Genomic DNA, 26259 nt, shown 5'->3' on the forward strand with positions numbered 1-26259 from the left:
ATGGCAAACATTCTGGTGGTAGACGACGAACTGGGGATCCGGGATCTGTTGTCGGAAATCCTGAACGACGAAGGTCACAGCGTCGACCTCGCAGAGAACGCCACCCAGGCTCGCAACGCTCGTCTGGACAATGTCTATGACCTGGTGCTGCTGGACATCTGGATGCCCGACACCGATGGCGTGTCCCTGCTCAAGGAATGGGCCACGTCGGGCATGTTGAACATGCCGGTCATCATGATGAGCGGCCACGCCACCATCGATACGGCCGTGGAAGCCACACGTATCGGCGCCTTCTCGTTTCTCGAAAAACCCATCACCATGCAGAAACTGCTCAAGGCAGTGGAGCAGGGCCTCGCCCGCAACAACGGCAACGGTGTGCCTGCACCGGCGGCCGGTACCCAGGCCAGCTCAGGCGCTGCGCAGGCGGCACGCCCGGCAGGGGGTGCCCCGGGCCTGGCAGTGAATGGTGCAGCGGGCGCGCAGGCAACGGCTGTCGCACCGGCTCCGGAAGTGGACCAAGGCCCCTTGGCCCATCAGGGCTTTGACCTCGACCGCCCCTTGCGTGAAGCACGCGATGGCTTCGAAAAAGCATACTTCGAGTTTCATTTGGCCCGCGAAGGCGGCTCCATGACCCGTGTTGCAGAAAAAACAGGGCTCGAACGCACCCATCTTTACCGAAAGCTGCGCCAACTCGGTGTAGACTTGGGCCGTAACAAACGAAGCTGACAAGAATTCATTAAAAAAGATTTTTTCGCTGATTTGCAAAAAGAGCCAAAAAATCTGTATATAATTCAAGTCTTGCTTAGTGAGGCCCGGTAGCTCAGTTGGTAGAGCAGCGGATTGAAAATCCGCGTGTCCGTGGTTCGATTCCGCGCCAGGCCACCAGAATCCTTCAAAAGCCCGTTCAAGAAATTGGACGGGCTTTTGTCGTTCTGGCTTCCAGCAAAGTGGCTTGTCCGAGCTTCAGGCGAACTCGCTCAACCGCTGAGTCAGCTTCGTGTCTCTCTGTTGCTTGCTCACGCCTTCAAGTGCCAGCAATGGTCGCGCACATTGATTGTCTTCACAGTACGGGGCCGGTCAGGGCACGCCCCACAAGGACGGCTATTGAAGCACGAGCAGCAGGATGCCGATGGCCGCTGGAAGTGCCTGGAACAGCAGCGGCTTTCTACCCACCGTTGCGCCACCGTACAAGCCAGCACACAGGACGCAGGCCAGAAAGAATACTTTCACGCCGTGACCCTCCGGGCCCAGTGTCAGGCCCCACAGGAGCCCCGCCGCCAGGAAGCCGTTGTATAGCCCCTGGTTGGCTGCAAGAACCTTGGTGTCAGCAGCACGTTGAGGAGTGGTGCCGAAAGCTTTCATGCCCGCAGGCTTGTCCCAAAGGAACATCTCCAGCACGAGGATGTAAACATGGATCAGCGCGACGACAACGACCACGACATTCACAGCAAGCGACATCCTCTCTCCTCCTGCGCAAATGTGTCAGTTTAAGCGGCGCCGGCCCAGGCGCAATGCTGCAAAACCCGCCAGTACGGTAGACAGCAACGCCAGGGTCCATTCGCCGAGGGTCGGCACGGGAGTCGCCACTGCGGGCGTCGTCGGTGGCGTCTGATCCACGGTGAAGCTCATGCGCACCGAGCCTGGGAGACCTGGTGCGCCTGCTGCACCCCCTGTACCCATCCCATCTTGCTGCGGTCCGCCTGCGGCGCCACCATTGGGGCCACTGCCGCTGCTACCGTTGCTGCCGCCGGTACAGGCCGCCAGTTCCTGGAGCGCACTTCCTGAGACGCCGGCCACCCCATAGGGACCAGATAAACCTGTCTTCCCTCCAATACCGTCCTGGGGCGCCGCTGCACTGCCGGGATTGCCCATGGCACCTGCGTCACCGGCCAGGCCGCTCTTACCGCCCAATCCGCCAGCTCCTGGTGCGCCACCTGTGCCAGGGGTTACTCCACTGCCGCCGGGCCCTCCGCTACCGCCTTGGCCACCACGGCCTCCGCCGCCACCGTTGCCTCCGTCGCCACCTGTCGCGTAGATAAATGTGGGAGGCGTCACCGCCCCCGCATCTCCGCCAGCACCTCCGCTGCCCCTACGCCACCGGTGCCGCCCACACCGCCTGCACCGCCATTGCCTCCGGTAATGCCATTGCCCCCGCCACCGCCGCTGGCACCCACGCCACCATTGTCTCCATAGAGCCCATCCTCACCATTGCCCCCACGCGATGGATTCGTCGGATTGTTGGTTGCAGGGGCGCCCGTGATGCCCTTGGCTCCTGGGGCCCCCATGGAGCCGATCGCACCCAAGCCACCTGCACCACCTGCGCCGCCATGTGTCGCGCTGGCACCAGTGCCAGGCCCACCCGCTCCGCCGGTGCCCGCGTTACCGCCTCCACCGCCCCCATTGGCGGTAATCCCATAGATATTGGTGCCTGTAACCGACGAAATACCGCCACCATGAGAAACTTCACCCGCTGCGCCCGTTTGCACAACCAATGAAGCGCCCGCCGCAACGGCGACGGTCGCCTTGCAGTAGCTGCCGCCACCACCTCCACCGCCGCTGAAGGAGCCTGCATTCGTGCCGCCACCACCACCGCCGCCCCAGACTTCGAAGGTGATGCTGCTCACCCCGGCGGGTACCGTGCAACTGCCCCCAGCATTGACGCCGCTGACACAATCTGCAGCCATTGCAGGCCCTGCCGCCCCCAAACAAAGAAGCGCTGCCGCCTTGGCGTGCCTGAAAGACCTCATAGTTCTTCTCTCCTGTGTGGAAACATATAAATACTTTAGTTTCCAAACACTACCGAAAGCACCGTGAGGATTCTTTTGGTTTTATGAAAATGGCATTGGAATATGGGCTCGTATACACATCCGACTATCAACAATACTGATCCTGCAAGGAAACAGTCGCATGTCTGCAGCCAATCCGCTGCTCCGGCTTGGACGTTTCCAAGAAAACATGTGATGGGTCTCGTGGCATGGCGGTGGGCCGGATCGCGGAGAATGCGGGCGTGAGACTGCCCGGATGCCCCAGGTGACAATGCTATGTCGACCTCCAACTGGAGCCCGTTGCTCTTGGAAAAAAATCGAATCTATGGAGGCTCAGGGATTGCTGCAGCCGCCTCCCGGAATGCCGAACTATTCCAAACCGAAGTGGGCCCCGAGACCTCGGTCTCGCGGGCCATGTGGAACACGCCGCGTTCGCCCATGGAGGGTATATGAGAAAAACCTGGCCTCTCGGATTCTTTGTGGTGCTGTCCGCCCTTGCGGGTCACGCCATCGCAGGTGCAAATACAGCGCAACTGAACTGCAAGGGGCGTCACGCTGGGCAGGCGCTTACCTTGATAGGTGATGTTCCAGCCTCCATTGTGGAGGTTGATCTCAAACTCTCCTACGGTGGGCAAACCATACGCCTGGCGTCTCCGGCGGCCACAACCTCGGAATCCACTGATTTCCGTCATCGCATCTTTCGGTTGGAGGCGACGCTGTCTGGTTCCAACCGGCTTCAACTCCAAGCCATGCCCAAGAGCATCCGGTACAAAGGCAGCAGGGGAGGTGGACGACTCAGCGCCAGCTTTGACGCTGTCCTCAAGGAGGCACCTGAACCCTTTGCAATTGCTCTGAAAGGGGTTGAGCTCAGATGCACCTATGCGTATGAAGTTTGAGCAAAGGCCACACCAATCTCTGAATCACGCAAATGGTTGCCGTGCAGCTAGGCATCAATTAACTCCAACTTGGAGAGGGCCACAAAACCTGGAGTAGGAATATCCTCGGTCCATGCGCTCACGTGCGGCGCGATCTGATAGCGGCCAAGCCGGCCAAGGCCAAGGTCAACAACATCAGGGCCCACTGACCCAATGTGGGAACGGGCGTCGGCTGGGCAGGCATAGTGGGGGGCACCTGGTCCACGGTGAAGCTCATGCGGACCAAGCCGGGTTGGCCGGCAGTGCCAGCCTCCCCACCTCCGCCCGCACCGACTTCAGGGCCGCCTGCAAGGCCGCCATGAGGACCCGATCCATCCATGCCCGCCAGGGCATCGCCGGTACACGCAGTGACAAGCAGGGGACCACTCAGTGTCTGGCCATTCTCGCCAGGAATGCCAGGAGTGCCATTGACTCCGCTCCTACCTGGCTCGCCATCAAAATAGTCGGGCCGAGGACCGCCTCCGCCTCCCAATCCTCCTTGTCCCCCAAAGCCGGCCTCTCCGCCAGCGCCCCCTGCACCGGCGATGGTGCCGTCACCTCCCGGTCCGCCCTGTCCACCGTTTCCGCCGTCGCTGCCATCGCTGCCATTGGCACCATCTCCCGGGGTCACACCATCCCACGGAGGGCCATCAGACCCCTGTGCACCGGCACCTCCCTGGCCACCCGTTCCGCCGGTGCCTCCCTGGGCACCCGCACCGCCACCGCCACCCGGCGCGCCCGGAGATGGGCCCAGCACGCCATCCCCGCCAGCCCCACCAAGACCTCCGCTCCCTGCTGTTGCACCACCACCGGAGCGGCCCCGAGCCGTATCGAAATACACCAGGTTGACCGAACTGCCGCCACCGCCGCCGCCGCCGTTGGCTGTCACGCCCACCACACCAGGGCCTGTGACCGAAGACAAGCCACCGCCTGTGCTGGAGGTGCCTGGAAGATGCCAACGCTCCGGATTGGTGTTGGCGATGCCTGCCGTTCCGCCTGCTGCCACCTGAACCACCAGGGAACTGCCAGGAGATACCGCCAGAGTGGCCTTGCAATAGGAGCCACCCCCGCCGCCGCTACCGCTACCCGGGAGCCCATCCCATCCTTTGTCCCTGGATCCGCCACCGCCACCACCACCCCATACTTCGAAGGTCATGCTGGTCACTCCCGTAGGCACGGTGCAGCTCCCCGCAGCGTTGATACCGTTCACGCAATCTGCCGCCATGGCGTGACCCGCTACCCCCCAATAAAGTAGCGCTGCCGCCTTGGCCCGCTTGGAAAGTCCCATTGTTCTTCTCTCCTGTGTGCAAACAGATAAACATCTCTGCTTCCAAACACTACCGAAAACACAATGAGGATTCGTTTGGTTTTATGAGGGAAGAATTGGAATATTGATTCGCATGCAAATCAGGTCAGCAACGTCCCGGCTACCGCGTCACCGGTCACCGGTAGCCGGCAATATTCTTCCAATGATCGGGTCGAGATCTGCAGACAACCTCTTGGCCCCTGGCGCGCCTTAGGCCACTGCTTTCATCCGATCGCCTGCACTGTAGGTGAATGTGAATCATCCAGGTAACTTCATGCGCATGTCTCGAGGACTATTTTTCACAATGATGCGTGCGCAAAACCAAATCATTTGATTTTTTTCCAAAACCAAATGCCCTTATCCATAGCTCTAATGCGCATATAGCTAATGATGCATTAAGGCAGTGGCTGCCCATTGGCTGATATCAAAAATAGTCTTCATGTCAAAAGTGGCTTGAGCAAGCCTGCAGATCCCGCATGCGGAGCTCGAGAGTTTTTTCATGAAGACGAATTACTGCATTTGTAAATATCCACGGAAAAGAATGATGCGCAAAACACTTCCGACCCTTGCCGCTGTGCTTTCCCTGGCCGTCCCAAGCCTTTCCATGGCCGCGTTCGTATCTGGTCCGGTCACCTATACCTTCAGCGGGATCTACTCAGGAACCTCGCAAGAGCTGACCTATGACGCAGATAACACACCATACAGCGATCAATCGGTCATGTTGATTTGCATCGATCATGCGACAGATCCGCCCTTTACTAATGCAGTGGATCCCGTCCCCATTGCCCAATTCGACACGGAAGCAGGTGCCAGCGCCATTACAGGCGGGTCGGGTGCCGCTGGCGAGGCCGCCATCTACTGGCTGTTGGATCAGTACTATCTGAGTTACTACAAGAACGGCAGCATTGAGCAACGACGCGCCCTGCAATACGCCTTGTGGGAGATTGGTAACGACTACAAGGGAACTGCCGCCAGCATCGACATCGCGAGTGGTTCATCGAAACCCAGCGCTGAGGACGTCACGCAATACGGAGGCACGGACCAGGCTGCATTCGTCAGCGCCTACAACACCTTGTACGATGCCATGCGGGCCAACCTGCCCACCCTGCGCACGACGTACCGGTCCAACACCTACACGATGGATCTGTTCCGCAACCGGGATTCCAGATATCAGCACATGGTGGCGCTGATCGAGAAGGCTCCGCCCAACACCGTGCCGATTGCCGTGCCGTCCATCACCGGAACGCCGCAGGTTGGATCATCCGTGACAGGCCAATACACCTACGCCGACAACAATGCGGATGTTGAAGACCCCAGTGGCACGACCTATAAATTTGTCACCAGTCCCAATTCTTCCATTGCAAACTCCAGCGCAGGAACGACCGTAGCGAGCGGTGTGACCGGCGGTGCATCGAGCAGTGTTCCATACACACTGCAGCCAGCAGACTTGAACCAGTATCTGTATTACTGCGTGACGCCGGCCGCCATCACCGGGGCATCGCCCGGGCTGGAAGCGTGCACCGTGGCATCGGGGCCCGTGGCTGCTGAGCCGGTCAACGTTGTGCCAACCGCAATTCCCACCATTTCAGGTGTCCCGAAGGTCGGCTCCGTGGTGAGCGGGAACTACTCCTATGCGGACACCGAGGGAGACATTGAAGCACCTGCACAGACTTCCTACAAGTTCGTGACCAGTACCAGCTCGACGATTTCCGGTTCCGGCGATGGCACGGTTGTCGCGAGCGGCTCGACAGGCGGCGTGGGCCATCCAGCGACCTACACCTTGCAGCCGTCGGACCTGAACAAGTATGTCTATTTTTGCGTTACACCCGCGGCACAGACCGGCGCCACGCCTGGGCTGGAAGTATGTACCCTGGCTGTTGGCCCGGTAGCGAACACCATCCCGTCGTCGCAGGCACCCACCCCGGTGCCCACCTTGAGTGCCTGGGCACTGGCGTGTCTGGCTGCCATGCTGGGCTTCCTGGGCGTTCGTCGCCGGGTGTGAATGCCGGATCCGCGCAGTTATTGCCGCGCGATTCTTTGCCAATGAGTTGGAATGGCCGGTTCCGGTAGGCCCGCTTAACGCGCTTCTCGGTGCGAGACGGGAGCATTCCATTCCAACTCCATGGCCTGCACCATGAGTTCCGAGCCTTCCCGCAATGGTTCGACCTGGCCGACAGGAAGAAACCCATGCGCCAGATACAGGCGCATGGCCGGGGAGCCGGCGTTGGCGGTGACTCCGAGTCGCACGCGGTGAGATCCGCGGCTCCTGGCCCAGGCCAGAGCCTCTCCGAGAAGGGCGCTCCCGACGCCCTGGCCACGCGCGGCGGGATGAACCCACATCTGGTAGATGTCTGCGATACCGGGCTCTGCAGCGGGCAGCTTGCACCAGACGAGGCCGCATACATCGTCACCGTTGACGGCGAAAAGCGCGCGGTCCGTGTTCCCCGCCGTTGCCGATGCGATCCGCGTGGACCAGTGTTCATCCCTCCCCGTTGCTTCAGCCTCCCAAGTACTGCCAAAGGCGTCGGGCGAGTCCCGGAGCGCCTGCAGGCGGATATCCCTGTAGGTGGGCCATTCGTGAGGGGCAATGGGACGAATTGAGATCAAGGAATGTCCTCCGCTGTCGGTTGGCGATGATCGTTCATTCTCACACGCGTGAGGGAGCCGAGGCGGGCGAACCAGACGCCGCCGGGCCCACCCAATCCTCGGCAGTGCGTCCGGGAAGGCATTCGCGGTATCGTTCACCACATATATACGAACATACAGGCATCAGCAAGCAATGGAGCCAGCAGCTATCGTGGCATCGCCAACAAACAACCTGAGTCGTCGCGCGCCCATGCGAGTCATTGTGGTCGGTGCGGGCATCGTCGGGGCGTCTCTGGCATACCACCTCGCCAGCAGGGGGCGCACGTCACGGTGGTGGAGGGTGGAGACATTGCCTCCGGCACTACGGGTCGATCATTCGGCTGGATCAATACGTCATTGCGTCCGGTGCCGGATCCCATGGGGGTGTTGCGTCGAATCGCTATTCAGGAATACCACCGGCTGGAGCAGGAGCTTCCCGAATTGGCCGTGCAGTGGATTGGTGCATTGACCTACGGTGCCGCATCTGAGGCAATGCAGGGGTCGGATCCGGCCGATGGAGTGCTGATGGCCACGAGCGCTAGGATCCGCGATCTGGAGCCCCGTCTGAAACATCCACCTGACCAAGCGCGGTTTGCACCTGAAGAAGGCGCACTGGATGCCGTGAAAGCGACGCATACCCTGATAGCCGGCGCGCAGGCACACGGGGCCAAGGTGCTCACCCGGACCCCTGTTCTTCGCCTGCTCTGCAGGGGCTCTCGGCTGACAGGGGTCGAGACCAGTGTCGGTATGCTGGAGGCCGACATGGTTGTACTGGCAGCGGGCACGGGCACTGAAAAGCTGATCGAACAGTTCAATGTGACCTTGCCTGTGGATGCGTCACCGGCCATCTTCATTCGCTATAAGCCGCAGCCCAAGCTGATACACACCATCATCTCCAGCCCTGCCATGGAGGTGAGGCAGGACGTGGATGGGGTCTTGTTTGCGGCGGAGGATTACCTGGACGACTCTCCGGACAACCAGCCCGCGGCGGTTGCGCAACGAACGGCAAGGGCCATGGAGGGCGAACTGGAAGGCGCGGCACCTGTTGAGCCCGAGTGGTCCTGCGTTGGCTTCCGGCCGATCCCGCGCGATGGCGCCCCGATCATTGGATATCTGCCCGGCACCACGGGCCTGTATGTATGCGTGATGCATCCAGGAGTCACGCTGGCTGCGGCGGTGGGGCGCCTGGCGAGCGAAGAGATCGTTCATGGAGTGCTCGATTCGTCCCTGGACTCCTACAGGCCCGCGCGTTTCCTGCAGCCGAGGGACTGACGGCCCGGTTCCGCGAGTTGCCGCCGCGGTTCACGCGGGCTGCTGCTGCGTGGTGCAGTGGATGCCTCCGCCGCCTGCAGCGATGGCGTCGATGTTGAGCTGCACGATGTCACGCCCGGGAAACTGTTCGCGCAAGATGGCCTTCGTGTTCCGGTCGGCTTGCGCGTGACCAAACTCGGGACATATCACCGCGCCATTGCATACATAGAAGTTGATGTAGCCAGCCGCAAAGTCCTTGTTTTCGTATTGCGGGCGGACACGGTCCGGTCCCGCGAGGGGGATGACCTTCAGTCGTTGGCCGCGTGCGTCGGTGGCTTTGCGCAGGATGTCGAGATGGCGCTGCGTGACCGCATGTTCCGGAGAGGACGTATCGTTTTCGAGCCCCGCCACCACCACGCCGGGCGCGCAGAAGCGGGCGTAGAAATCCGTGTGGCCATCGGTAATGTCGTGACCGGCGATGCCAGGCAGCCAGATGACCTTCTCGATGCCCAGAACCCGGCGCAGCTCCCGCTCGCATTGCGCCTTGCCGACACCGGGATTGCGATTGGCGTTCAGCACACAGCTTTCGGTGATGATGGCCGTTCCCCTGCCATCGACCTCGATGCCTCCTCCTTCCAGCACCAGCGTGCTCTCGAGTACCGGCGCACCGGCACGCCGGGCGACGAAGTCAGCCACCAGGGCATCGTCCTCGTGGTCCTGTTTGTTGCCCCAGCCGTTGAAGTTGAAATTCACGCCCGTCAGTGCCCCGTCTGCCTTCTTGACGAAGACAGGCCCCGTGTCGCGCATCCAGAGGTCGTCGATGGGCTGCACAACCAGGTTGACTTTGCTACCGCACAGCCGGGCGGCCAGATCGTAGTCTTCTTCATTGACCAGCATGTGGACGGGCTCTACGCTGGCAATTGCCTGCGCGATGCGCGCCAGGTTCGCTTGTGCGCCGGCTTTCAGGCGCTTGCCCCACACATCGTCGTTGGCTCCGAAGGCCATCCAGGTGGCGGCATGGCGCTCGCCTTCATCGGGCATGCTCCAGCCGCTGCCCGCGGCAAGGGCGAGCGAGCCGGACCAGCCGGCGGAGATACCGGCACCGAGGCCGATCGCTGTCGAGAGGAAATGTCGTCGTTGCATGTCGCTCGCCTCAACCCTGGATGATTTCCTGTTGCGTGGTGCAATGGATGCCACCGCCACCGGCGGCGATAGGATCAATATTGACCTGTATCACAGCACGTCCTGGATACAGCTGCGTGTACAGGTCCCTGGCCTGAAGGTCAGCGTGCGCATCACCGAACTCCGGCAGGAAAATGGCTTTGCTGGTGGCATAGTAGTTGATGTAGCCGGCGGCAAAGGTGTCCGGATTGTTTCCCGGCCGAATCCGGCTCGGGCCGTCGACGACAACGATCTGCAGCGGCCGGTTGTCGGCATCGGTGGCACCACGCAGGATGTCCAGATGCTGACGGGTCAGCGCGTAGTCGTAGGAGTCGGGAGTCATCTCGCGGTGCGCGACCACGACCCCGGGACGCACGAAGCGCGCATAGAAGTCCGTATGGGCATCCGTGATGTCATGGCCCTTGATGCCTGGCAGCCAGATGACCTTGCGGACACCCAGCAAGCGCCGCAGTTCCGCTTCGCAATCGCTCCGGCTCCAGCCAGGGTTGCGATTGCTGTTCAGTACGCAGCTTTCCGTGATGATGGCCGTTCCCTTGCCATCGACCTCCAATGCCCCGCCTTCGAGCACCAGGCTCGTTGCAAGCAATGGCAGTTGCGCGCAGGCGCTGACCACATCGGCCACCTTGCCGTCATGATCGAATGGCTGCTTTCGGCCCCACCCGTTAAAGTTGAACTTCACGCAGGCCCGCTCGCCGTTCTGCCTGCGCACAAAGACGGGGCCTGTGTCGCGCATCCACAGGTCGTCCAGCTCGGCGGGAATGAGCGTGACGCGTGCATCGAGCAGTTGCCGCGCACTGTGCAGCTCAGCCTGGCGGACCAGCATCCGGACAGGCTCGTAGGCAGCAATGGCATTGGCGATACGCACCAGGGCCTGTTGCACCTGCGGCACTTGCGCTCTTGTCCAAATGGCGCTTGAGGCGCCATATGCCATCCATGTTGCCTTGTGGGGATCGGCCTCGTCCGGCATGTACCAGCCGGAGACGTCGCCTGGCAACGGTCGGGTGGGCGTGTCGGTGTCCGGTCCGCCGTCGCTACCGCTACCGCTACCGCCGCCGCAGGCAGCCAGCAGGCTGCCCATGGCCAGCGTGCTGCCGCCGGCTGCGCAATGGCGCATGAAATATCGACGTGTGTTCATCATCCATCCTCGGGGAGCAGCCCATTTCGGTCATGAAAATGGCTGCCGTTATCTGAAAGACTGGCATTGTGGATGGGGTGAGGCATGAGGACAAATGATAAAATAATGGGTAATCAATTAGAGTTTTTCATATGTCAGAGCATCGGATTCCCTCGCTGAAGCTGTTGATGGGGTTCGAGTCGGCGGCTCGCCATGGCAACTTTTCGCGTGCGGCGGACGAGCTGCACGTGACGCAGTCGGCGATCAGCCACCAGATTCAACAGCTGGAAGAGCACGTCAGGCAGCCTCTGTTCCGCCGTGCGGGACGTGGCGTGGAGCTGACGGTGGCGGGCGAGGTGCTGTTGCGCAGCGTTCAACGCACGCTCGCCGTCTTGCGCAGCGGCCTTGGGCGAATCGCCACATACCTCGATCCGGGGCTGGTGGTTCTGGTGTGCCCGGCGCCTTTGCTGCACGGCTGGCTTCAGCCGAGGTTGCGCGCCCTGGAGTCCCGGATCCCCGAGCTGTGCCTGCTGTTGTCTGTTGACGAGAGCGCTCGTTTTGTCGATGAAATCGATGTCGACATCGCTATTGGCAGCAGGCCTCTTCTGCAGCCCGGTCTGAACGAGAGCCCGTTTCTGCAGGACGAGTGGCTGGTCGTCGCGAGCGTCGATTTGGCAGGAAACCTGGCCGGTATGCCGCAGGAACAGCATCACTTGCATGCGGACCTGATTTGCCTGGAGGAAAGCCTGACCGGCGAAGCGACTGCCTCGATATTCCTGGGGCCGCTAGAACGTTTCCGGAAGCGGGCTATCTATGACGACGCGCGTCTCATGCTGGATGCCGCATTGGACGGGCGGGGCATCGCGTGCCTGCCACGCCTGCTGGTGGACTCCAGCCTCGCGCGGGGCCAATTGCAGGTGCTTCCACAGTACCCCCGGCTGCCCGGTACGACGTGGTGGCTGTCAGGTGTTGCGGGAGACGCGCGTTCGGAAATTGTCATGCAGGTATTCCATTGGCTGATTGCACAGGGCCTGGAATTCACTGAAGCCAACAGTCCTTCTTCGCGAGGATGAAGGCATGCAAGACTGCGTGCCTGAACTGAGCCTGCGCGATGCCCGCTCAGTACCGGAAAAGCCTCAAAACGTTGTCCTGTATGTGATTCGTACCGTTCGCGGTTCACCTGGATGGACGACCCGGCCGTCGACCGGGGAGGACTCCCCGGGAAGCTGCGAGGCATAGAAGTACTGGATGTCGTCCACCTTCCGGTTGAAGAGGTTGAATACATCCAGCGTGAGGCGCGAGGTGCGCTGGGTCAGATCCCTGAGGTCGCGGGAAATTCGCAGGTTGAAGGTGGATGCTGCCTGGGAGCGCACCGAGTTGTCTTCGACCAGTGCGCCGCTGCCGAGATAGCGCCACTGGAGACTGGCCGACCAGGGGCCGATGTCCTTGACCGTCGCGGCGATCGACGCAACCGAGTCCACGGCGTTGGGAATGCGGTCCCCGTTGGTGAAGCGCGCGCGAGTCAGCGCGATGTCGGCGTCCAGCAGGAAATGGCGATGGGGTGTCCAGCGGTTGCTGAACTCGATGCCATGTCGTTTGCTCGCCCCGCTGGTTTCGGTGGTTCCGGCATCTCCCACATAGACCAGTTCCGAGTTGGATTTCAAACCCCAGAAGGCAAGCGAGCTTTGGAGATAGGCGATCACCTCTGTACGCACGCCCACCTCCCATCCGCGGGCGGGAACCAGGCCGGGCACGGCATCCACGGGTTCGCCCGTCCTGGGATCGACCTGTGCCGTCGTACCGCGAGCATCGTTGCTGTGGAAGCCCTTGCCGGCATTGAGGAAGAATTCTGTCCGTTGCCAGGGACCCGCCACCAGCGAGAATTTCGGTGACAGCAAGCTGGCCCTGGCATGGCCCGAGTTCGCGGAATGGGTCAGGCTGTCCACAGCAAACCGTGCCATGTCACCGCGCAGCCCAGCCATGCCGCGGAGCCAGGGCGTCAGCTCAATCGTGCTCTGTCCATAGACGCCCAGCAGCGTCTCGCGCACCTTGTCCACGCGGGTCGTGCCCAGAATCCTTCGTGACCGGGTGTCATGCAGCCCTACGCGAATCCTGTCGTTTCGCAGCTGAACACCCCACTCGGAGCGCATGGGAAAGTCGCCAATCGAATGATTCCATGCCCGTGAAATCTTGCCACCGAAAACGTTGCGGTCATCCTGCTGCGAGAACTGGTCGCCGGTCTCAGGCCGATCCATGGCGTAGGTGAAGTTCGAGAACAGCCGCAGCGAATATCTCATCGCATAGGCTGAAATGCGTGTTTCTCCGTCAGGGTCGCGATCGTGCCACTCCCCTGATAGGCTGTAGCGCGACGTGTTGCCGCCGTCTGTCGGATCGAGCGAGTCGAAGCGCCCGAAAGGCTTCCCCTCGTAGGTTCCGGCAGCGATCAGGCGGCGAGGGACCTGGTCCGTCGATGTCCATCGGGCGTCATAGGCCATCAAGCTGAGCGAGGCGCCGCGCTGTGCGGTTCCCTGGGTGAATCGCAATACCGCATTCTTTCGCCGCAGGTCTTCAGGCACCGTCCAGGGGCCGTCGTTGCCCATCCATTCCGCGGCTCCCAGGAACACCACATCGTCCGTCAACTGGAATGAGCCGGCCACGACGCCGCGCTTGTAGCCATTCCGGCCGAGCGATACCTGTGCGAATGGTTCTGCCAGCTGGCTCTTGTAGAGGATATCGGCGGCGCCCGCCGCGGCGAAGTCGCCATGTGTCGCGAAATAAGGGCCCTTGCGGTAGTCGATGCGATCCACCAGTTCGGGGAGCAGGAAGTTCAGATCGGAATAGCCTTGCCCGTGCCCGTTGGTGGGCATGTTGACCGGAACGCCGTCCACGGTGGTGGCGAAATCGGTACCGTGATCGAGGTTGAAGCCTCGCAGGAAGTACTGGTTGGCCTTGCCGTCGCCGGAATGCTGCGTGACGATCATGCCTGGGACGAACTCGAGCACCTCGCCGGGCCGCAAGGCTGGCCGGCTGAGCAGCAGAGACGACTCGATGACACCTTGCGACGCGGCATCGCTGCTCCCCACGGAGTTGTCATAGTGACGTGCGGCGACCTCGATGGCCGGCAAGGATGCGCTGTGTTCAGCGGGATCGCCGGACGCGCCGATGTGCCCGATCTCCCGGGCTTGTCCGCTCACGGACGAGCAAAGGGCGGCGACGGTAATGGTGACGGGTCCCAGCCGCAGGCGAGTCTGGTGCCTCGGTGTAGTCTTCATGTGGCTCACGTTCGATGCGTATGATGTCTTCAAAAAAATTCATACAAGAACCGTGCCACGGCGACCTTGCTCCGGTGTCAGCGGAGCATGCAAGGCCTTTTCGTTTCCAGGCGATGCCGGGTGCTTTCACACGCCGGTTGAATATCTCACTGCACTTGCGTGGTGCATTTTTTTCCCTTCTTTGCTGCTGCACTTTCCGATATCGCCTCTGAGCAAATCACGAAATGCCTCCGACCGGTTGTTCATGCACCCGTTCCACGCCTGGATTCTTGATGCTGCCTTGATGTCGGGGGCCCAAGACTAAAGCCCGTCATGATGCGTGCATGGCTAGATTGGAGCCTTCGCAACACGCAGCTTGCGCTGGCAAGCTCACTCTCCATGACGAAACCCGTCGCCATCCTGCAGCATGAAACCAACCAAGGTCCTGGTGTCCTGCTGGAGTGCTTGCAGCAGCAGGGCATTCCGTGCCGCATCATCAGCCAGATCGAGGGCGGGGCGGTCCCGCGCAACGCCCGCGATTACCGCGGCATTGTCGTGCTCGGCAGCAACCACGGGGTGAATGAACGCCTGGCATGGATGGAAGAAGAGTGTGCGTTGCTCCAGTCGGCCCTGGCGAGCGACGTGCCCGTGCTGGGGCACTGCTTCGGGGCGCAAATGCTGGCCCATGCCATGGGGGCGAAGGTCTCGCGCAATGCCTGTCCCGACATCGGATGGGGCCAGGTGTGGGCCACTCCCGACGCACAGCGCGACCTGCATCTGCCTGCCCGCATGATGACGTTCAACTGGCACTACGACACCTTCGAGATCCCGCGAGGCGCAACCCGCACCATGTATGGCACGTATTGCCTGAACAAGGGATTTCGCCACGGCCGAAACTGGGCTTTTCAGGGGCATCTTGAAGTCACTGCCGCAAGCCTCAGGGCATGGTGCGAGGAAGGCCGGCATGAACTGCGGTGCGCAAGCGGCCCTTCGTGCCAATGCGAGAAACAGATATTGGAAAACGTGCAGGCACGCGTGGGTACGCTGCATTCCGTCGCACGAAGAGTCTATGCCGCCTGGATGCGGGGACTGGACCGGGACCTGATGGTGGGACTTCGTGCGGGCTCCTCCGTTCCAGCTTGAAGTCATGCGGGAGCGCGAAAGCTCAGCTCCACAGCACAGCCGCTGCTGGATACGAACCGCGCGTCACCTCCTGCATTGCGCAGGATCTGCCGCGTAATGGCCAGCCCCAGTCCCGCGCCGCGACTGCCTTGCGAACCTTTCTGGAAACGCATGAACATCGAGTCCTGAAGCGCGCCCGGTACACCCGCTCCCTGGTCTTCCACCGTCAGCCGGATCGCCTCCGTCGATGCGGCCAGAATGAGAGAAACCGGGCCTCGGCCATGATGCAGCGCGTTCTCGAGCACATTGCCGATGGCGGTGCGCAGGAGGCTGGCTTCACCCTGGCAGTGCACGGCGTCCGCGATGTGCACGCGCAGTTCCCGGCCCTGGGCTTCAAAGAGGGGGAGCAGGGCGGCCGCCGCCTCTCGCACGGTACGCGAGAGGTGGGTCGATGCCGCTGTCGATGTTCCCTCTCCGATCCCGGTGTGCTGGTCTTGCCTGGCGAGAAGCAGCAACTGGCCGGTGATCTGGCGCAAGGTGGACAGGTCGGCATCGATGGATGGCCAGTCCGGTGCCGCTTCGGCACGCGCTTTCTGCAGGCGCAGGTCGAGCACCGTCAGTGGCGTGCGCAGTTCATGTGCGGCATCGGCGACGAGCCGCTTTTCGTTGGCCAGTGCCTGCGCGAGGTTGTCCACGGCCATGTTGACCGCATCCGCCAGGGGCCGGATTTCGCGTGGCAGTCCGGTGGTGGGGATCGGTTGGACATGCTGTGGCGATATGCCCTGGGCAAAGCGCGCGGCTTCCTGAACGGGGCGAAGCGTCCAGCGCATCATCCAATAGATCAACCCGAGCGCCAGCAGCCCGATGGGGATGAGCATGGCCAGGCTTTGCAGCAGCTTGGCCTGCAGCAACACCCCGATGGCCTGGCGCTCCAGAAGATCGCGCTTGGCCACCATCAGCGTCGCGCCATCCGACAGGCGGGTGGGCACGTTGACCACTTCGCCGCTGTGGAGGGGCCAGCTGAAGGGCCGCTGCGGCACCTGATCCGGGTGTGGCCGCAGCCGCCGCGGGCGCTTCAGGTCATCGGAGAACCACAGCACCTCCCCCGAAGGCGAATAGAGCGTGTACGAAAGCTCACCCCCGGCATAGGTCCTCGGCAGGCTTGCCGGATCGCTCTGCATGGTGAAGCCCTCTGCGATCTCCCGGGCCTGGATCGCCACGGTGGTGCGGCGCAGATGATCCCTCGTGTCGTAGAGCGACAGCGCGAGCGCTCCGGCGCCTGCTGCGAATGCCAGCGTCAGGCAGATCAGCGTGCGGCGTTCAAGGCTGATGCCCATGGCGCCCCGTATCGTGCGCGAGCACCAGCCGGTAGCCGAGGCCTCGCACGGTGTCGATGAGAACATCGGCGCCGCCATCGCGGAGCTTGCGCCGCAGGCGCGACACGAGTGCTTCGATCGCATTCAGCGTCACGCTTTCGCGCGTGGAGTAGATGTGTTCTTCGAGGCGCTCCTTGACCACAATGCGCGGCCACACGCGCAGCATTTCTTCGAGCAGCATCGCCTCGCGCCGCAGCAGATCGATGGGATGGCCCTGCACCGTGGCCAGGCGCGAGACGCTCTCGAACGCCACGTTGCCAAGCCCGAGCCGGTTTTCACGCGTTCCGTGGGTGCGGCGCAGCACCGCTCGCAGGCGCGCTTCGAACTCCGACATGTCAAAGGGCTTGAGCACGTAGTCGTCAGCGCCGCCATTGAGCCCGGCGATGCGGCAGTCCAGTGCGTCCCTCGCGGTGAGCACGATGCAGGGCGTCTTGTGCGGCAGCTTCTGGCAGGCTGCCAGCACTGCCATGCCGTCCATGTCCGGCAGGCCCAGATCGAGCACCAGCGCATCGAAGTCTGCCGCAGCCATGGCATCCAGGGCCGCCTGCCCGCTGGCCACGGTGTCCACGGCGAATCCGGCGCGTTCCAGATGGGACCTGAGCAATGCACGCAGCTCCCGATGGTCTTCTACTACGAGCAGCTTCATCCGTCAGACGTTGATCAGGAATTTAAATTACAAATAGGAATGATGCGCATTCTAAATGCAGTCCATGATGAGCAATGCAGGGCGGCTCACCACTGGTTCGGTGGCATTCCCCTGGATTTTTGTGAGAATGAGTCGCATTTATAAAATAAGGGCCCGTGGCTGTGCATGAGCGGAGCCGCAGCCATCCCATCCGAACAAAGCTGATCCCACCCCGCACGGCTTGTCGCGACCAGCGCGCGTGTGCGGGGAACACAGTGGGAGAGAGAGGAAACCGTGAGCAGTGAATCTACATCGATGCCCCAGGCCCCGAGCCTGGGGCGGTATCGCGTCCAGGTGGCGTCAAGATCCGTGGCGGCCATTGGCGGCGGATATGTCCTGGCCGCCATGAGTGCGGCAGCAGGTGCGCTCGGGTTCCAGCTGATGGGCCTGTCGCGGCCGGATGCCACGCTGGCGGCGACCATGCTCTCGTTCGTCCTCTACGCGATCGCAGCGATGTGGGCGTTCGGGTGCGCGAGCGCCGGGCGTGCGTGGTCGGGGATCGGCCTGCCGGCGGTGGTGCTGGGCGTGCTCACGTGGTGGTTGATGCGCGGAGGCCAGGCGTGAGAATCGACGGAAAGCCGGAGGGGCTGCGGCAATCCATGTCGTGGCTGCACACCTGGAGCGGGCTGGTGCTGGGGTGGTTGCTGTATGCCGTGTTCTTCACGGGGACGCTGAGTTTCTTCCGCGATGAGATCGACGACTGGATGCGTCCCGAGCTGCATCGCTCCGTGGCCAGCGCCGAGACGGCACAGCTGGGCCTCGACGCCATGCAGAAACTGGCGCCCAACGCGACCACATGGACCCTGTCGCTGCCCAATGCACGGCAAACGGCCATCGAGGCGTCATGGCGCGAGCCAGGTGCTGCCGCGGGGCGCGCGGGAACCAGCCGCGCCACGCTTGACGCCGGCACGGGAGAGCGGATCGAACACAGGGAAACCCGCGGCGGCAATTTTCTCTATCGCTTCCATTTCGAGCTCTATGCCATGCCGCGGATCTGGGGGCGCTGGATCGTGGGCTTCGCCACCATGCTGATGTTCGTCGCCATCATCAGCGGCGTCATCACGCACAAGAAGATCTTCACGGACTTCTTCACATTCCGCCCGCGCAAGGGGCAGCGTTCCTGGCTCGATGCCCACAATGCCACGGCCGTGCTGGCTCTGCCTTTCCATATCCTGATCACCTTCAGCGGCTTGCTGCTGCTCATGAACCTGTTGATGCCCTGGGGTATCCAGGCGGCCTACAACGGCGATACCGGGGCGTACTTCTCCGAGATGCGCGGCAACAGGCAGGCGGCAGGAGGGGGGCAGGGCGCAGGCGGCAGGGCGCAGGCAGAGCCTGGCCAGCACGCTCCGCTTGCTTCCATTGCGCCTCTGCTGGCACAGGCGCAGCAGCAATGGCCCCGCCATGGCGTGGGCAGCATCACGGTGAATGCGCCCGGCACGGCGCGGGCCACGATCGAGTTGCGCGAGGGCGGTGGCTCCAGCCTGGTCAATCGCGGTGCGTCTTCCACGCTGCTGTTCGACGGCGTGAGCGGAGCCTCCCGCCAGCCGCACGAGGCCCTGGCCGTGTCCTGGCCTCGCGCCACCAGCAACGTGTTCACCAGCCTTCACCTGGGGCGCTTTGCGGAGCCTGCGGTGCGCTGGCTGCTGTTCCTGAGCGGGGTCGTCGGAACGCTGATGGCGGCCACGGGCATGGTGCTGTGGGTGGTCAAGCGCCTGCCCGAGCGCCGCAAGCTGGGCTACACCCCGAAGGGGCACCGCTTTGTGGAAGTCCTGAACGTCGGCTCCATTGCCGGGCTTTCCGTGGCGACCGCCGCCTACTTCTGGTTCAACCGGCTGATTCCGGTGGAACTCGCGGGGCGCGGAGACTGGGAAATCCGCGGATTCTTCACGGTGTGGCTGCTGTGCCTGCTTCATCCGCTCCTGCGCGCACCACGCCAGGCATGGCGCGAGCAGATGGCTGTGGCGGCGCTTCTGTTTGCGCTGCTTCCGGTGCTCAATCCGCTGACCGGTGGCGCGTCTCTCGCGCAGAGCCTTGCCCACTCGCAATGGAGCATCGCCGGGTTCGACCTGATGATGATGGCGCTGGCTGTCATCCACGGGGTCATCGTCTGGTGGCTCGCAAGGCCGCAGGCTGCAGCCAGGCCGGCCGCCAAGGCGGGCGTCAGGAAAAGTACCGGCGAGCAGAAGTCCGGTGTGCTCGCGACGAGGGAGAGCGGCACCGCAGCCGGGACGGCGGCAGGTGTTGCCGGTGCATCGATGGCCCTGGAGAAATCGACATGACGTACGGCGCTGCCTTGCTTCTGGCCTTTGCGGCATTTGCCGCCATTGCGGCCTCCATGGACCGGCACGGCGACCAGTTCGGTATGAAGACGCAGGCGCTCAGCTCCGGCCGGATTCTGTGGTGGCGAGCGGGCGGCTTCGTGCTGCTGGGTGTCTCGCTGCTGAAGTGCCTGCAGCACTGGAACACCTCGATCGCCATCGCCGCCTGGCTGGGCCTGTTGACGTTTGCCGCAATGGCATTGGGCCTGGTCCTCACCTACGCGCCCCACAAGGCCCGGCAGCTCGCCTGCTGCACGGCGGCGTTGGGAGCGCTGCTGTGGCTTGTCCCGCCCCTCTGACCTGATTTGACCTGCTCGTGAAACCGGTGCCGCGAGGCACCGTGGGGCACTGCTGCGCCTCGAATTCCGAGCCCCCTCCACAACACCTTTTTCATTTCGCCCGACAGGAGAGATTTCCATGGCCACATTCCCCAGTACTGCAACCCGCCAACGATCGCCGGGTGCGCTGGTTCAATCCACGATTCTTGCCCTTGCAAGCTGTTCGTCCTTGCTGGTCCACGCGCAGGAGAGTGGTGCACAGGCCGCGCCCGCCCCGCTGCCCGACGTGGTCGTCACCGCCACGGGATTCGAACAATCGATTGTTGATGCGCCCGCGTCCATCACGGTGATTCCCAGGGAGCAACTGGAGGGCCGCCGCTACCGCGACGTGACCGATGCCCTGCAGGACATTCCGGGAGTGACCATTGAAGGTGGAGCCGGTGGAAAGATCGAATCCACGCAGATCTACATTCGCGGCCTGGGCGAGGACTACACCATGTTCCTGGTGGATGGAAAACCGCTCGGATCCTCTTCCCAGGCCTACTACAACGGCTTTGGCGGTGCGCAGCAGACGGGATGGCTGCCACCGGTGTCGGCCATCGAACGCATCGAGGTCATCCGCGGTCCGATGTCGTCGCTGTACGGTTCAAGTGCGCTGGGCGGCGTCATCAACATCATCACCAAGAAAGTGGCTTCGGCCTGGACCGGCAGCGTCACCGTCGACGGTACGGTGCAGGAGAACTCCAAGGCGGGCAGCGAGAACCAGCAACGCTTCTATCTGAGCGGCCCGATCGCGTCCGATCGGTTGGGCCTGACGGTCTACGGCTCGCGCTTCAAGCGCAACGAAGACCGCTTCACCGGTGGATATGCGGGCAAGGAGATGAAGGACATCACGGCGAAGCTGGCATGGAAGCTGTCCGACAGCCAGACGCTGGGACTCGAAGCCACCCATGGGGAAGGCGACAACCAGCGTACGGTGCGCACGGGCGCAGCGGGAGAGGTGCAGAACGAGCGCAACTATCTGGCGCTCTCGCACGACCTGAACTGGGGAGAACGCTTTCGCACCAGCTCATTCCTGACGCGCGAGAACGTGGAAATTCAGAACGGCAGCAACTACTCCGAATACCAGGCCAGCTTCTTCAATACCAAGACGGTGCTTCCGCTCGGCGACCACATGGTCACCGTGGGGGGCGAGTACAAGTCGGAGAAGACAAACCACGATGCCAGCCGATTCCCGGGTTCCCGCAACGTGAATCTTTCGCGCTGGCAGATGGCCGCGTTTGTCGAGGACGAGTACTTCCTGACGGAGCAGCTGTCCCTCGTCGGAGGACTGCGCTACGACCGCAACGAGCACTATGGCAGCGAGTTCATTCCCCGCCTGTATGGGGTCTACAAGCTGAATCCGTCCGTCACGCTCAAAGGCGGGGTGAGCGGCGGCTACAAGGCTCCCACACTCAAGCAGGCAGACGACAACATCGTTGAAATCGCGGCCCGAGGCGCGGCCTGGGACATGGGCAACAAGGACCTCAAGCCCGAGAAGAGCACCAACTACGAGTTTGGCGTGAACTGGACGCCGGATGCGGAAACCAACGCGGGCGTCACGATCTACAAGACCGATTTCCGCAACAAGATCAGCACGCAGACGATCTGCACAAGCCCCACCACGGCACCGGCCTGCGTATACAACGGTGAGACGCGCGCGCGGATCAACCAGTACGTGAACGTCAGCTCGGCCACCATCAACGGACTGGAAGCGACGTTCGGCCGGCGCGTGGGAGCCCTGAAGCTGAACACCTCCTACACCTTCACCGACAGCCAGATCGATACCGGCGCGGACAAAGGCAAGCCCCTGAACAACCTGCCCAGGCACATGTTCAACGTGGGAGCGGACTGGTCGGCCAACAGCCAGCTCAAGTTCTGGGGCAAGGCGCGATACAAGAGCAAAAGCATCGACGGCGGCACGGCGCAGATTCCGGCCTATACCCTGGTCGATGTCGGCGTGAACTACAAGGTGCACCAGAACGTGCATATCTTCGGCGGCCTGTACAACCTGCTGGACAAGACCGTGAACACCGCGGACTACGGCAAGACGCTTGACGGCCGGCGCCTGTATGTGGGGCTGACGGCCGAGTTCTGAATGGCAGGCGGATTCGGATAAGGACCTGTACGTCAGGTCGCTATCGTCTGGATATTTGATTTGGATTCAAAAGATTTTGACGAATACAGGGCTTTATTGGCAAAGGTAAAGCGCGCAAACTTTCGTTCACCGAGAAGCCCCGTGCTTTCTTCATTCACTGAACCGAAAAGGATTTCCCATGAGCATCCCTTCCTTTGGCGTTGGCACCTTCCGCCTGACCGGACAGACCGTGATCGATTCCGTGCGCAATGCGCTCGACGTGGGCTACCGCGCGATCGACACCGCGCAGATCTATGGCAACGAGGCGGAGGTCGGCCAGGCGATCGCCGCGAGCGGGGTGAAGCGCGATGAGCTGTTCATCACCACCAAGATCTGGACCGACAGCTATGCACGGACGAAGCTGATTCCCAGCCTGCGCGAAAGCCTGGACAAGCTGCGCACCGATCGTGTCGACCTGACGCTGATCCACTGGCCGGCACCGGGCAATGGCGTCGCGCTGCCCGAATTCATGGAGGCGCTGGCGGAGGCCAAGTCCCAGGGGCTGACACGCCAGATCGGCATCTCCAACTTCAACATCGAGCTGACCCGCCAAGCCGTGGCGGTGGTGGGCGAGGGCGAGATCGCGACCAACCAGATCGAACTGAGCCCCTATCTGCAAAGCCGCAAGCTCACGGCCTTCCTGAAGGAGGAGGGCATCCACGTCACCTCGTACATGACACTGGCCTACGGCAAGGTCCTCAAGGACGCGGTGCTGGCCGAGATCGCACACAAGCACCAGGCCACCGTCGCACAGGTCGCGCTGGCCTGGGCACTGCAACTGGGCTATGCGGTGATCCCCTCGTCGACCAAACGGGAGAACCTGGCCAGCAACCTGCTGGCGCAGGATCTGAAGCTCGATGCCGACGACATGGCGCGCATCGCACAGCTCGAACGCAATGGCCGCGAGGTCAATCCCGAAGGGCTGGCACCAGCCTGGGATTGAAGGCGGGTCCGCTCGCCGGACATCTGGTTGGGGGGATGGGGTGGCCTGGACCGCACTGGGCCAACGCTAAAATATTGCGCAGGTTTTTTTGTTCGCTCCCCCATCCAACCACATTCAATGACTACCTACAAAGAACTTCTGGCGCAGAAAGAATCGCTGGACCAGCAGATCGCAGACGCCAAGAAAACCGCAGCCAAGGCCGCACTGGCCAATATTCACGCACTGATTGCCGAATTCGGTTTCACCGCTCAGCAGGTGTTCCCATGGAAGCCGGCCGCCGTGAAGGCACCGGCCAAGTACCGTGACCCGGTGAGTGGCCAGACCTGGAGTGGTCGCGGAAAGCCGCCGAAGTGGATCGCAGACAAGGACCGCGCACAGTTCGAGATCCAGTAAACACGATCACGTTGTCGCGCCATCCACCGCGCGATGAGGGAAAAGGGCAGCCGAACGGGCTGCCCTTTTCATTTTCATGGTGGGAGGTGCTGTCATCGCCTGCTCATCGGTTTGGCATAGGATGTGGGCATGGACCAATATTCACGTACGCTCAATCTGGCCGGTGCCTCGAACTTTCGCGACCTTGGGGGCTATGCCGGGGAGGACGGACGGGTGGTGCGCTGGCGCCGCCTCTTCCGCTCCGATCACCTTGCTGCGCTGACGGCGCAGGACACCCTGGCGCTGGCTGGCCTGGGCGTGACGCGCACGCTGGATTTTCGCGGCGATGCCGAACGTGCAGCGCAAGCCTACGCCCTGCCGAACGTGCGCTACCACGCGCTTTCCATCGAACCCACGGTGGTGCAGCGCGCCAAGGAGATGGCGCTGGCGGGCGAGGAGATGACCGCGCCCGTGGCCGTGCGCCTCATGCAGGACACCTACCGCGCATTCGTCGCGAACAATGCAAGGCAGTACGCGGAGCTGTTCGAGCATCTGCTGGAAAACGATGCACCGCTGGTCTTCCACTGCACGGCAGGCAAGGACCGCACGGGCTTTGCCGCAGCGCTGATCCTCATGGCGCTGGGCGTTCCGCGCTCGGTGGTGATGGAGGACTACCTGCTCACCAATGGGCTCTACCAGCGGCCGACGAGCCTCGTGACCGGCAGCGCACCTGAAGAGGTGCTCAATGTGATCTGGCGGGTGCAGGAAGACTTTCTCGATGCGGCCCTCGATGCGGTGGATGGCGACTACGGCGGCCTCGATCGCTATCTCTCGGATCAGCTGTCGGTGGGCGATGCAGAGCGCGCGCGTCTCAAGCAACTCTATCTCGAACCACGCGTGCAGGGGTGATGCGCCACGGGACCTCTGGTGGCGGGGTGCTTGGGCGCCTTGCCCGTTGCCATCCGTGGTGACGAAAAAAAACCGGCTCGAAAGCCGGTTTTTTTGCTTGAGATGCTGCGCCGATCAGGCTGCCGCGTCCTTGAGCTTCTTGAGCGCGCGGACCTTGATCTTCACTGTGGCGGGCTTGGCGTCGAACCAGCGCTCTTCACCTGTGAAGGGATCCTTGCCGAAGCGCTTCTTCTTGGCGGGCACTTGCTGCACGCCAACCTTCAGCAGGCCTGGCAGCGTGAACTCGCCTGCGCCCTTCTTGTGCACCGATGCCAGGATGGCGCCTTCGAGTGCTGCGAGCACGGCCTTGACGGCCTTGGGCTCGACGGCGCTCTGGGCTGCCAGGTGAGCGATCAAAGTGGACTTGTTGAACGCGTCCTTGATCGGCTTCACGGCCGCTGGTGCAGCAGGCGCTGCGGCCACGGTCTTCTTTGCGGCAGCAGGAGCTGCCTTTGCTTTCGCTGGAGCGGCCTTCTTGGCGGGCGCGCTCGCTTTCTTTGCAGTTGCCATGATGAAGTTGGTTATTTGTCTGTTTGCTTAACGGAATACTCGCCAGCAATAGCTGGTCTCGGCATTCTAGGACGAGATTTCAAAGGCGTGTGCACAGTGCAGGATCAAATGTGCGGGAAATCTGCATTCTCCCGTCGTTTTGAGGCGAAAGAGCCACGTGAATACTGGTTTTCAAGGCCTCTCGCGTGTTGGCGTTAAGCTGTGGGGTGCGTGGAAACCTTCGACGTGTTCAACGGAAATTGAGGAGACACATCATGAGCGACAGCGACAACACACCCTTCGGTTTCGGGCGTTTCGTTCCGGGGTTCGATTTTCTGCAGAACCTCGCGAAGAGCGCCACGTCAGGCGTTTCCGCGATGCCGGGGCTGGCCAACTGGGTCGCGCCCACGGTCAGCGTGGAGGAGCTGGACAAGCGCATCGGCGAGCTCAAGTCGGTGCAGTTCTGGCTCGAACAGAATTCGCGCGCGCTCGCCGCGACCGTGCAGGCGCTCGAGGTGCAGAAGATGACGCTGGCCACGCTCGAGAACATGAACGTGGCCATGGGAGACATTGCCGGTGCGTTCGGCGCGGGCATGTCGCAGAGTCCGCAAATGAAGAAGGCGGGCAGTGGCGCTGCGGCGCCGTCGCCCGCACCAGCGCCAGCGTCCCGGCCGGAGGATGACGCGGCGGGAGCAGCCAAGGCCAGGGGCAAGGCGCAGTCCGCCGAGTCCGGTGCCAAGCCATCGGCCCAGGCCGGGGCGTTCATGCCGGGTGCTGGGGGCATGGTCGATCCCGTGCAATGGTGGACTTCGCTGACCCATCAATTCCAGGACATCGCGGCCAATGCCATGCGTGACGTGTCGCAGCATGCGGCGAATGCACCGGCGTCGGTTGCCGGCAACGATGCATTCCGGCAGGCCTCCGACATGGCTGCGCAATTCGCCGCGCAGAGCATGGAAGGCATGCAGGAAATGACGCGCAGCGCCATGGCCGCCGCGGGGGGCAAGGCGAAGAAGGAGCCCGCTCCGAAGGCGGCGGCGCCCGCCAGGAAGGCGCCTGCCAAGAAGACGAGCGCGCCGCGCAAGCCGGGTACATCGTCTTCCCGATCGTCCAAGTGAGGCCACATCAGCAGCCCCGGACG

Annotated in this window: 26 protein-coding genes and 1 tRNA gene; 16 read left to right on the plus strand and 11 right to left on the minus strand. The window is 62.5% G+C overall.

Features of this window, described 5'->3' with window-relative positions; genetic code table 11:
* Both H9K76_RS22335 and H9K76_RS22340 read left to right on the plus strand, forming a co-directional pair.
* Positions 1-726 (plus strand): response regulator, encoded by a 726-nt coding sequence (locus tag H9K76_RS22335; protein ID WP_187597432.1) that lies wholly within the window; start codon positions 1-3, stop codon positions 724-726.
* Positions 727-809: 83 nt separating this feature from the next.
* Positions 810-885: transfer RNA gene (locus H9K76_RS22340), tRNA-Phe, on the plus strand.
* A 216-nt stretch (positions 886-1101) separates the two neighbouring features.
* On the opposite strand, the gene H9K76_RS22345 is transcribed toward H9K76_RS22340, so the two are convergent.
* The 3 genes from H9K76_RS22345 to H9K76_RS23610 all read right to left on the minus strand — a co-directional run bounded on the left by H9K76_RS22345 (position 1102) and on the right by H9K76_RS23610 (position 2624).
* Positions 1102-1458: a DUF1304 domain-containing protein gene (locus tag H9K76_RS22345; RefSeq protein ID WP_187597433.1), complete on the minus strand. Its 357-nt coding sequence runs from the start codon at positions 1456-1458 to the stop codon at positions 1102-1104.
* Between the two features lie 24 nt (positions 1459-1482).
* Positions 1483-1680, minus strand: coding sequence for an IPTL-CTERM sorting domain-containing protein (locus tag H9K76_RS22350; RefSeq protein WP_187597434.1), 198 nt, complete (start codon positions 1678-1680; stop codon positions 1483-1485).
* Between the two features lie 371 nt (positions 1681-2051).
* The gene (locus H9K76_RS23610; protein WP_187597435.1) at positions 2052-2624 is read right to left on the minus strand and encodes a hypothetical protein; all 573 of its coding nucleotides are present in this window, start codon (positions 2622-2624) and stop codon (positions 2052-2054) included.
* 590 nt (positions 2625-3214) lie between these two features.
* Here H9K76_RS23610 and H9K76_RS22360 point away from each other — a divergent pair.
* A complete protein-coding gene (locus tag H9K76_RS22360; protein WP_187597436.1) occupies positions 3215-3661 on the plus strand; it encodes a hypothetical protein in 447 nt (148 codons plus the stop codon).
* A gap of 118 nt (positions 3662-3779) precedes the next feature.
* Here the strand turns inward: H9K76_RS22360 and H9K76_RS23735 are convergent, their stop codons facing one another.
* Positions 3780-4967, minus strand: a complete 1188-nt coding sequence (locus tag H9K76_RS23735; RefSeq protein WP_425489640.1) for an IPTL-CTERM sorting domain-containing protein — start codon at positions 4965-4967, stop codon at positions 3780-3782.
* 517 nt (positions 4968-5484) lie between these two features.
* On the opposite strand from H9K76_RS23735, the gene H9K76_RS22370 reads away from it, so the two are divergent.
* A complete protein-coding gene (locus H9K76_RS22370; RefSeq protein WP_187597438.1) occupies positions 5485-6987 on the plus strand; it encodes an IPTL-CTERM sorting domain-containing protein in 1503 nt (500 codons plus the stop codon).
* 74 nt (positions 6988-7061) lie between these two features.
* On the opposite strand, the gene H9K76_RS22375 is transcribed toward H9K76_RS22370, so the two are convergent.
* Positions 7062-7592, minus strand: coding sequence for a GNAT family N-acetyltransferase (locus H9K76_RS22375; RefSeq protein WP_187597439.1), 531 nt, complete (start codon positions 7590-7592; stop codon positions 7062-7064).
* A 312-nt stretch (positions 7593-7904) separates the two neighbouring features.
* Between H9K76_RS22375 and H9K76_RS22380 the strand changes: the two genes are divergently transcribed.
* Positions 7905-8882, plus strand: a complete 978-nt coding sequence (locus tag H9K76_RS22380; protein ID WP_246475577.1) for an NAD(P)/FAD-dependent oxidoreductase — start codon at positions 7905-7907, stop codon at positions 8880-8882.
* A gap of 30 nt (positions 8883-8912) precedes the next feature.
* On the opposite strand, the gene H9K76_RS22385 is transcribed toward H9K76_RS22380, so the two are convergent.
* The gene (locus H9K76_RS22385; protein ID WP_187597440.1) at positions 8913-10004 is read right to left on the minus strand and encodes an agmatine deiminase family protein; all 1092 of its coding nucleotides are present in this window, start codon (positions 10002-10004) and stop codon (positions 8913-8915) included.
* Between the two features lie 10 nt (positions 10005-10014).
* Positions 10015-11121 (minus strand): agmatine deiminase family protein, encoded by a 1107-nt coding sequence (locus H9K76_RS22390; protein WP_187597441.1) that lies wholly within the window; start codon positions 11119-11121, stop codon positions 10015-10017.
* On the opposite strand from H9K76_RS22390, the gene H9K76_RS22395 reads away from it, so the two are divergent.
* Positions 11120-11266 carry a hypothetical protein gene (locus H9K76_RS22395; RefSeq protein WP_187597442.1) on the plus strand — a complete coding sequence of 49 codons (147 nt, stop codon included), beginning with the start codon at positions 11120-11122 and terminating at the stop codon, positions 11264-11266. The two genes, H9K76_RS22390 and H9K76_RS22395, sit on opposite strands and share 2 nt — an antisense overlap.
* A gap of 43 nt (positions 11267-11309) precedes the next feature.
* Complete coding sequence (locus tag H9K76_RS22400; RefSeq protein ID WP_187597443.1) at positions 11310-12230, plus strand: LysR family transcriptional regulator; 921 nt, start codon at positions 11310-11312, stop codon at positions 12228-12230.
* A 63-nt stretch (positions 12231-12293) separates the two neighbouring features.
* Here the strand turns inward: H9K76_RS22400 and H9K76_RS22405 are convergent, their stop codons facing one another.
* Positions 12294-14429, minus strand: coding sequence for a TonB-dependent receptor (locus tag H9K76_RS22405; protein WP_187597444.1), 2136 nt, complete (start codon positions 14427-14429; stop codon positions 12294-12296).
* A 378-nt stretch (positions 14430-14807) separates the two neighbouring features.
* On the opposite strand from H9K76_RS22405, the gene H9K76_RS22410 reads away from it, so the two are divergent.
* Positions 14808-15551: a type 1 glutamine amidotransferase gene (locus H9K76_RS22410; RefSeq protein ID WP_187597445.1), complete on the plus strand. Its 744-nt coding sequence runs from the start codon at positions 14808-14810 to the stop codon at positions 15549-15551.
* A 2-nt stretch (positions 15552-15553) separates the two neighbouring features.
* Here the strand turns inward: H9K76_RS22410 and H9K76_RS22415 are convergent, their stop codons facing one another.
* Together H9K76_RS22415 and H9K76_RS22420 are read right to left on the minus strand one after the other, a co-directional pair.
* Complete coding sequence (locus tag H9K76_RS22415; RefSeq protein WP_187597446.1) at positions 15554-16867, minus strand: sensor histidine kinase; 1314 nt, start codon at positions 16865-16867, stop codon at positions 15554-15556.
* Positions 16851-17552, minus strand: a complete 702-nt coding sequence (locus H9K76_RS22420; RefSeq protein WP_187597447.1) for a response regulator transcription factor — start codon at positions 17550-17552, stop codon at positions 16851-16853. Before H9K76_RS22420 ends, H9K76_RS22415 begins: the two co-directional genes overlap by 17 nt.
* 273 nt (positions 17553-17825) lie before the next feature.
* Between H9K76_RS22420 and H9K76_RS22425 the strand changes: the two genes are divergently transcribed.
* The 7 genes from H9K76_RS22425 (at position 17826) to H9K76_RS22455 (ending at position 24590) form a co-directional block, all read left to right on the plus strand.
* Complete coding sequence (locus H9K76_RS22425) at positions 17826-18155, plus strand: DUF3649 domain-containing protein (RefSeq protein ID WP_343066295.1); 330 nt, start codon at positions 17826-17828, stop codon at positions 18153-18155.
* The gene (locus tag H9K76_RS22430) at positions 18152-19873 is read left to right on the plus strand and encodes a PepSY-associated TM helix domain-containing protein (RefSeq protein WP_187597448.1); all 1722 of its coding nucleotides are present in this window, start codon (positions 18152-18154) and stop codon (positions 19871-19873) included. The genes H9K76_RS22425 and H9K76_RS22430 overlap by 4 nt, the downstream gene beginning before the upstream one ends.
* A complete protein-coding gene (locus tag H9K76_RS22435; RefSeq protein ID WP_187597449.1) occupies positions 19870-20211 on the plus strand; it encodes a DUF3325 domain-containing protein in 342 nt (113 codons plus the stop codon). The genes H9K76_RS22430 and H9K76_RS22435 overlap by 4 nt, the downstream gene beginning before the upstream one ends.
* Positions 20212-20329: 118 nt before the next feature.
* Positions 20330-22327 (plus strand): TonB-dependent receptor domain-containing protein, encoded by a 1998-nt coding sequence (locus H9K76_RS22440; protein ID WP_187597450.1) that lies wholly within the window; start codon positions 20330-20332, stop codon positions 22325-22327.
* A gap of 178 nt (positions 22328-22505) precedes the next feature.
* The gene (gene dkgB, locus H9K76_RS22445; protein WP_187597451.1) at positions 22506-23309 is read left to right on the plus strand and encodes a 2,5-didehydrogluconate reductase DkgB; all 804 of its coding nucleotides are present in this window, start codon (positions 22506-22508) and stop codon (positions 23307-23309) included.
* 117 nt (positions 23310-23426) lie between these two features.
* The gene (locus H9K76_RS22450) at positions 23427-23702 is read left to right on the plus strand and encodes an H-NS histone family protein (protein WP_187597452.1); all 276 of its coding nucleotides are present in this window, start codon (positions 23427-23429) and stop codon (positions 23700-23702) included.
* 129 nt (positions 23703-23831) lie between these two features.
* On the plus strand, positions 23832-24590 hold the full coding sequence (locus tag H9K76_RS22455; protein WP_187597453.1) for a tyrosine-protein phosphatase: 759 nt from the start codon (positions 23832-23834) through the stop codon (positions 24588-24590).
* A 114-nt stretch (positions 24591-24704) separates the two neighbouring features.
* Here the strand turns inward: H9K76_RS22455 and H9K76_RS22460 are convergent, their stop codons facing one another.
* Positions 24705-25139: an HU family DNA-binding protein gene (locus tag H9K76_RS22460; RefSeq protein ID WP_187597454.1), complete on the minus strand. Its 435-nt coding sequence runs from the start codon at positions 25137-25139 to the stop codon at positions 24705-24707.
* Positions 25140-25393: 254 nt separating this feature from the next.
* On the opposite strand from H9K76_RS22460, the gene H9K76_RS22465 reads away from it, so the two are divergent.
* The gene (locus H9K76_RS22465; RefSeq protein WP_187597455.1) at positions 25394-26236 is read left to right on the plus strand and encodes a PhaM family polyhydroxyalkanoate granule multifunctional regulatory protein; all 843 of its coding nucleotides are present in this window, start codon (positions 25394-25396) and stop codon (positions 26234-26236) included.
* Positions 26237-26259 lie beyond the last annotated feature (23 nt).

It is taken from the genome of Diaphorobacter ruginosibacter (genome assembly GCF_014395975.1).
GTDB classification, from domain to species: Bacteria; Pseudomonadota; Gammaproteobacteria; order Burkholderiales; family Burkholderiaceae_C; genus Diaphorobacter_A; species Diaphorobacter_A ruginosibacter.